Here is a 6,319-nt window from a genome sequence, read left to right as displayed (position 1 = left end):
GGCGGTCGTGTCTGAGGGAGTGGGAGGGGGGGGGGGGGGGGGGGGGCGGGGGGGGGGGGCGCCAACAGCGTCGCCAAACCCGGCCGGCGGGCGTTTTCCGGCGACTGTGCCTGCCCTGCAACAGCATTTCGGCGAGAACCGTCTATAGTTCAGGCATCAGATCACACGGACTTCAGTGCGCTCGCGCCTGCTACGAACCAAGGTTGGGGATTTCATCATGAAGAAGATTGTGCTCGCACTGGCCGCGGTTGCTGCGATGACCGGTTCGGCCTCGGCGGCTGACCTTGCGGCCCGTCCGTACGTGAAGGCCCCGATGGCGGCTCCCGTCGCCAACTGGACCGGCTTCTACATCTTCGGCGGCGGCGGCGGCGGTCTCTCGAACGCCGACCAGCATGTCCAGACCACCGGCACCAACACCGCGCTGACCATCGACCAGCGCCAGGGTGGTTCGGGCTGGTTCGGCACCGTCGGTCTCGGTTACGACTGGCAGTTCAACAGCACCTGGGTCGCCGGCGTGTTCGCTGACGGTCAGTTCGGCAGCATCCGCGCCACCATCCAGGATCCGACCGTCGGCATCACCGGCAACCAGAAGCTGGAAGACTCGTGGGCCGCCGGTGTGCGCCTCGGCTGGCTGGTCGCCCCGAACGTCCTCTCCTACGTCAACGGCGGTTACTCTGGCGCTCACTTCGGCAGCACCAGCTTCATGACCCTGGCTGGCGTTCCGGCCGGCATCCACCTGAACGGCTACAACCGCAACGGCTGGTTCATCGGCGGCGGCGTCGAGAACAGCCTGAACATCTTCGGCATCACCTCGCCCGGCTGGTTCATGAAGACCGAGTATCGTTCGGCCTTCTACAACGCCAAGACCTCGAACGAACTGGTCGACGGCACCAACGCTCTGGTCGGTCGCGACATCCGCGCCAACAGCTGGAACCAGACGATCTCGACCTCGCTGGTCTATCGCTTCAACTGGACCGGTCCGGTCGTCGCCAAGTACTGAGCTGAACTGAATTCCACTTCAGACGTCAAAGCCCCGGGCATCGGCCGGGGCTTTTGCGTTGTTGCGGGCATCGACACCGAAACGCGCCCTCGCGCCCCCATGGTGACACCGGCGGGCAAAGTCGAAAGACGTCGCAACAGCCCCTACCCCGCTTCTCGTCTTGTTGCCGGCCGGTAACAGCCATTTCGACGGAATCTTCCTATGGTTCCCGCACATCGGCTGTGGAAGGCAGGGAATTGGAAATGAGACAGAAGTTCGTCGTCGCACTCGCGGCAATTGCGGCTTGTTCAGGATCCGCCGAGGCGGCCGATCTCGCAGCCAGGCCCTATGTGAAGGCTCCCATCGCGTCTCCGACCGCGTGGACCGGCTTCTACGTCTTCGGCGGCGGTGGCGGCGGTCTCTGGAATGCCGACAGCAATGTGGTCGACAACGGAGCCGGGTTTGGTATCGGCACGCCGCTGACCCGTGATGAGCGGCTCGGTGGCAGCGGCTGGTTCGGCACCGTCGGCCTCGGTTACGATTGGCAATTTGGCAGCCGCTGGATCGCCGGCGTGTTCGCTGACGGCCAGTTCGGAGAGATCCGCGGCTCGCTGTCTGATACCAACGGGGTCTTCGAAGGCCGCGAGAAGCTCCGCACGAGCTACGCCGCAGGCGCGCGACTCGGCTACCTCGTCGCCCCGAACGTCTTGTCCTATGTGAACGCCGGCTATTCCGGCTCTGAATGGTCCGGCGTGGGCTTGTCGTCTCTGTCCGTCCTCCCGGGAACCACGACCGACCCGCTCACCTCGACCCCCTCGTTCCATCGCAATGGCTTTTTCGTCGGCGGCGGCGTCGAGAACAATCTCAACATCCTGGGCATCAATGCGCCGGGCTGGTTCATGAAAACTGAATATCGATCAGCCTTCTACGACCGCACCACTTTGGCGGAGACCTGCACGGCCGCCGGCGCTGCGCTCGGCTGCGGAGGCGGGGTTGCCGGGGCGCCCGCGGGGGCCGCCCTCACCTTCAAACCGTGGGTGCAAACGATCAGCACGTCGCTGGTCTACCGCTTCAACGACAAGGGCATGCCTGCGACTGCAGAAGACCTCGCTCCGCGTCTCTACGCCAAGGCTCCCGCGACCCTTGCCGGCCCGAACTGGACCGGGTTCTACATCTTCGGCGGCGCCGGCGGCGGACTCTGGGCGGCGGACAGCAGCATCGAGACCACCGCGCCGCCCGTGATGCAGATCATGCGCGATCAACGCCTCGGCGGCAGCGGCTGGTTCGGAACGGTCGGCGCCGGTTACGATTGGCAATTCGCCGGCAATTGGGTCGCGGGCGCGTTTGCGGACGGCCAGTTCGGCGACATCAGAGGCTCCCTCACCCAAACCTTCATGGCCAATGCAGAGGGGACCGAGAAGCTTCGCACCAGCTACGCGGCCGGCCTGCGGCTCGGCTATCTCGCCGCTCCGAACGTCCTGTCCTACGTCAATGCGGGCTATACGGGCTCGGAGTGGTCGGGCACCACGCTGAACTCGCTGTTCCTGCCCACCACGCCCTTGTACACGGCTCCTTCGTTCCATCGCGACGGCTGGTTCGTCGGCGGCGGCGTGGAGAACAGCCTGAACATCTTCGGCATAGCCGCGCCGGGCTGGTTCATGAAGACGGAGTACCGGAGCGCCTACTATGATCGCACTTCGCTGCCGCTGACGTTCACGCCCAACTTCGGCGGCGCTCCGAGTGGCATGTCCGTCACCTTTAAACCCTGGGTGCAGACCATCAGCACCTCGCTTGTGTATCGCTTCAACGCCGGGCCAGTGGTCGCGAAGTATTGAGCCGGTCAGCCTGAACAGCGGAAGCCCCGGCCCGGTCCGGGGCTTTTTCTTGACTCGATCGGCCACACTGCCTTTCGCGGCCCTAGGTCCGGCATTGTATCTGCACCGAAGCTACGGCTAGTCTTGCGGGAAGTTTTCGTGACCTGCGGCGATCGCTTGCCGCAGGCCGCGACAGAAGCCGTCCAATGGGGAGGAATGCATGCGCAGATTTCTGCTTGTCGCAGGCCTGTTTGCCCTCGCCGTCGGGCTGCTCTGGATCGGACAGGGCACCGGCACCATCGCCTGGCCGCGATCGAGCTTCATGATCAACCAGCTGCAATGGGCCGGCTACGGCGCCGCCATGGCAGGCTTCGGGCTGGTGCTGATCTGGCAAAGCAACCAATAGAAGAAACCAGGACGTGAAAGCATGACATCCAACCGGTTCGATCTCCGCGGCAAGGTCGCGATCGTCACAGGCGGCAATGGCGGCATTGGGCTCGGCCTCGCGCATGGGCTGGCCGACGCCGGCGCCGATATCGCCGTGATAGGACGCAATGAAGCCAAATCGGCGGCAGCCGTCGCCGATCTCAGGGCACGCGGTGTGAAGGCGATATCGGTCACCACCGACGTCACCGACAAGGCGGCGGTCGCCGCCATGATCGACCGCGTCGTCAGGGAGCTCGGCCGCATCGACGTCCTGATCAACAACGCCGGCATGAGTATCCGCAAGCCGCCGCACGAGCTCGAGCTCGACGAGTGGAACAAGGTGATCGACACCAACCTCACCAGCGCTTTCGTCTGCTCGAAGCTGGCCTATCCGGCGCTCAAGGCATCCGGCAACGGCAAGGTGATCAATATCGGCTCGATGATGTCGATCTTCGGTGCGAGCTTTGCGACCGCCTATGCCGCGAGCAAGGGCGGCATCGTGCAGTACACGCGCGCCTGCGCCAATGCCTGGGCGCCCGATAACATCCAGGTCAATGCCATTCTGCCGGGCTGGATCGACACCGATCTCACCCGGGGCGCACGCAAGCAGGTGTCGGGCTTGCACGAGCGCGTGCTGGCGCGCACGCCCGCGGGGCGCTGGGGCGACATCGACGATTTCGCCGGCATCGCCGTGTTCCTCGCCTCCCCCGCCTCGAACTTCGTCACGGGGACCGCGATCCCCGTCGATGGCGGCTTCTCGATCATGGCCTGAGGCGCAACCGCGGCACACACAAAAAGAAGCCCCGGTGGAAGCCGGGGCTTTTAATGTGGTCGTGACTTTTCTTCGATTGGTCGTTTGTTGCTCAGTAGCGCGCGATCACTGGCGCGTCGAACTTGTAGCTGGCGCGGACGACCGCCCATTGGATATCGCGCGGCTTGGCATCGAAGGTGTAGTTACCCGCGGTGCCGCCGAGCTGATAGGTCTGGCTGCCGAACGCCGCGTAATTGTACTCGAGGCCGACGATCCAGTTGCGGGTGATGCCGTATTCCCAGCCGGCGCCCACGGTCCAGCCATTGGCCCAATGGGTCTGACCACCCGAGCCGGTCACTCCGACGGTGTCGGTCACCGACAGGCGGTTGTTCACGCCGGCATACCCGCCCTTGATGTAGAACAGGTTGTTCTGCACGGCGAAGCCGGCGCGGCCGACGACGGTGGCGAGCACGTTGGCGCGCCAGCTGAAGACGTTGCCGGCCGGAGCGAACGCGGTGTTCACGATCGTGCCCTTGTTGTCGAGGCCGGAGATCGTCCCTTCCATGCCGAACACGTAGTTGTTGGCCTGCCAATTGTAGCCGATCTGGGCGCCGCCCATGACACCCGAGTTGCGCTGGCGATAGCCCTGGCCCGGCGTCAGATCGCCGAACGCCGCACCCGTGCCGTTGTTGATGAACTGCTCGTTGGTCCAGGCGCCGCCGATATGGCCGCCGACATAGAAGCCGGTCCAGTTGAACAGCGGCTCGATATAGGCGGGAGCCTTGGTGTAGGGACGCGCGGCGAGATCGGCGGCGGAAGCAGCACCGGTCGTAACCAGAGCGGTCGTGCAGGCGAAGGCGGCAATCAATTTGTTACGCATGGTACACCCCGTGTCCTTTGATGGGCGCACGCTCACACGCAGTTCTTACTCAAATTTGAATCAAGAAAGTTAAGGCGCCGGATTGGTCGGGGACGTTCCTTGAATCCGTCTGCGCTGTTGCACGCGCGCAACGCGGAAAGCGCAATTTAACGCGACATTATCCCTACCGGATCCCTGCGCTGGGATTGCGGCGCGGCCGGCGAATGCACGTGCTCGGGCCGGACACCGATCGCAATGAAGCGCGCCGGGATACGCTGAAGCCACGGCAGGGCGGTGATCAGCCGCACGATCAGCGGCACCTTGAGCGGCCGATCGCCACCCTTCAGCGCGCCGCTGATGATGTTGTTCTGCACGACCACCTGCATGGCCTGCGTCATCTTCACCGGGAACGCGCGGCGTCGGCTGACGGCATCGAGCTCATCCTCGGTGGGGCAACCGCGGCTCAATTTGTCCGCAAGCAGGTTCGCGGTCGCGACCGCGTCCTGCACGGCCAGATTGACGCCGACGCCGCCGACCGGCGACATCGCATGCGCGGCATCGCCGATCAGAAGCAATCCGGGTCGCGTCCAGCGTTTCAAGCGATTGATGGCGACCGTCAGCAATTTGACGTCGTCAAAACTCTTTACCTCGGCGATGCCCTGCTTGAGGATCGGCGCCATGCGCACGACGTCGTCGAGCAGTGCCGGCAACCCCCTCGCCTTCACCGCATCATATTGCCCCTTGGCGATGACATAGGCGCATTGCCAATAGTCGCCGCGATCGAAGGTGACCATCATCTTGCCGGTTTCGACACGCGCGAACAAATTCTCGCTCTGGTCGGGCGTTCGTCCCACCCGGAACCACAGCACGTCCATCGGCGCGCCGATCTCCTCCACGCTGAGCCCCGCACGCTCGCGCACCGTCGAGTGCCGGCCGTCACAGGCGATGGTGAGATCGGCCTCGATGTCGACGATGCCATCGGGCGTCCGGGCGCGCACGCCGGCGATGACCTCGCCGTGGCGGATCAGGTCGACTGCTTCCGTGTTCATCAGCACCTTGAGCGAGGCGAAGCGCTTACCGGCCTCGCGCAGGAAATTCAGGAAATCCCATTGCGGCATGAAGGCGATGAAGGGGTACTTCGTATGTAGCCGGCGCAAATCGGCGATCCGTACCTTGCTGCCGCCGATCAGGCCGTCCAAGGTCTGCAGGCGCTGATGCGGCAGTCTGAGGAAGCCGTCGATCAGGCCGAGCTCGTCCATCACCTGAAGCGTCGAAGGATGCACGGTGTCGCCGCGAAAGTCGCGGAAGAAATCGGCGTGCTTCTCCAGCACCACGACATCGACGCCGGCCCGTCCGAGGAGATAGCCGAGCATCATGCCGGCGGGGCCCCCGCCAACGATGCAACACCGGGTTCTCACGGAGTGACGCGGGGTCCGCTGTGGCGTATCTGCTTCCATCCGATCCTCGCCTACGACCCTTGTCCGCCTGCG

The 6,319-nt window shown here is 64.4% G+C and carries 6 protein-coding genes; 4 read left to right on the top strand and 2 right to left on the bottom strand.

The window, feature by feature from the left end; translation table 11 throughout:
* The first annotated feature begins 217 nt into the window (after positions 1-217).
* From IF809_RS04000 to IF809_RS03985, 4 genes are all read left to right on the top strand, one after another.
* Positions 218-1,000: an outer membrane protein gene (locus IF809_RS04000; RefSeq protein WP_462836884.1), complete on the top strand. Its 783-nt coding sequence runs from the start codon at positions 218-220 to the stop codon at positions 998-1,000.
* 242 nt (positions 1,001-1,242) lie between these two features.
* The gene (locus IF809_RS03995) at positions 1,243-2,814 is read left to right on the top strand and encodes an outer membrane protein (RefSeq protein ID WP_462836883.1); all 1,572 of its coding nucleotides are present in this window, start codon (positions 1,243-1,245) and stop codon (positions 2,812-2,814) included.
* 199 nt (positions 2,815-3,013) lie between these two features.
* Positions 3,014-3,199: a hypothetical protein gene (locus IF809_RS03990; protein ID WP_128966049.1), complete on the top strand. Its 186-nt coding sequence runs from the start codon at positions 3,014-3,016 to the stop codon at positions 3,197-3,199.
* A gap of 21 nt (positions 3,200-3,220) precedes the next feature.
* Entirely contained in the window at positions 3,221-3,991 is a 771-nt protein-coding gene (locus IF809_RS03985; RefSeq protein ID WP_128966048.1) for an SDR family NAD(P)-dependent oxidoreductase, read from the top strand.
* A gap of 91 nt (positions 3,992-4,082) precedes the next feature.
* On the opposite strand, the gene IF809_RS03980 is transcribed toward IF809_RS03985, so the two are convergent.
* Complete coding sequence (locus IF809_RS03980) at positions 4,083-4,850, bottom strand: outer membrane protein (RefSeq protein ID WP_462836882.1); 768 nt, start codon at positions 4,848-4,850, stop codon at positions 4,083-4,085.
* Positions 4,851-4,996: 146 nt separating this feature from the next.
* Positions 4,997-6,286 carry an FAD-dependent oxidoreductase gene (locus IF809_RS03975; RefSeq protein WP_462836881.1) on the bottom strand — a complete coding sequence of 430 codons (1,290 nt, stop codon included), beginning with the start codon at positions 6,284-6,286 and terminating at the stop codon, positions 4,997-4,999.
* Positions 6,287-6,319 lie beyond the last annotated feature (33 nt).

The organism is Bradyrhizobium sp. UFLA06-24 (assembly GCF_054967145.1).
This window is presented reverse-complemented; position numbering and strand designations above follow the sequence as displayed.

What these genes read in the sequence shown, in the direction of transcription:
- IF809_RS03995 (WP_462836883.1), top strand. Translation starts at nt 1,243, where the DNA reads ATGAGACAGAAGTTCGTCGTCGCACTCGCGGCAATTGCGGCTTGTTCA.
- IF809_RS03990 (WP_128966049.1), top strand. Translation starts at nt 3,014, where the DNA reads ATGCGCAGATTTCTGCTTGTCGCAGGCCTGTTTGCCCTCGCCGTCGGG.
- IF809_RS03985 (WP_128966048.1), top strand. Translation starts at nt 3,221, where the DNA reads ATGACATCCAACCGGTTCGATCTCCGCGGCAAGGTCGCGATCGTCACA.
- IF809_RS03980 (WP_462836882.1), bottom strand. Translation starts at nt 4,850, where the DNA reads ATGCGTAACAAATTGATTGCCGCCTTCGCCTGCACGACCGCTCTGGTT.
- IF809_RS04000 (WP_462836884.1), top strand. Translation starts at nt 218, where the DNA reads ATGAAGAAGATTGTGCTCGCACTGGCCGCGGTTGCTGCGATGACCGGT.
- IF809_RS03975 (WP_462836881.1), bottom strand. Translation starts at nt 6,286, where the DNA reads ATGGAAGCAGATACGCCACAGCGGACCCCGCGTCACTCCGTGAGAACC.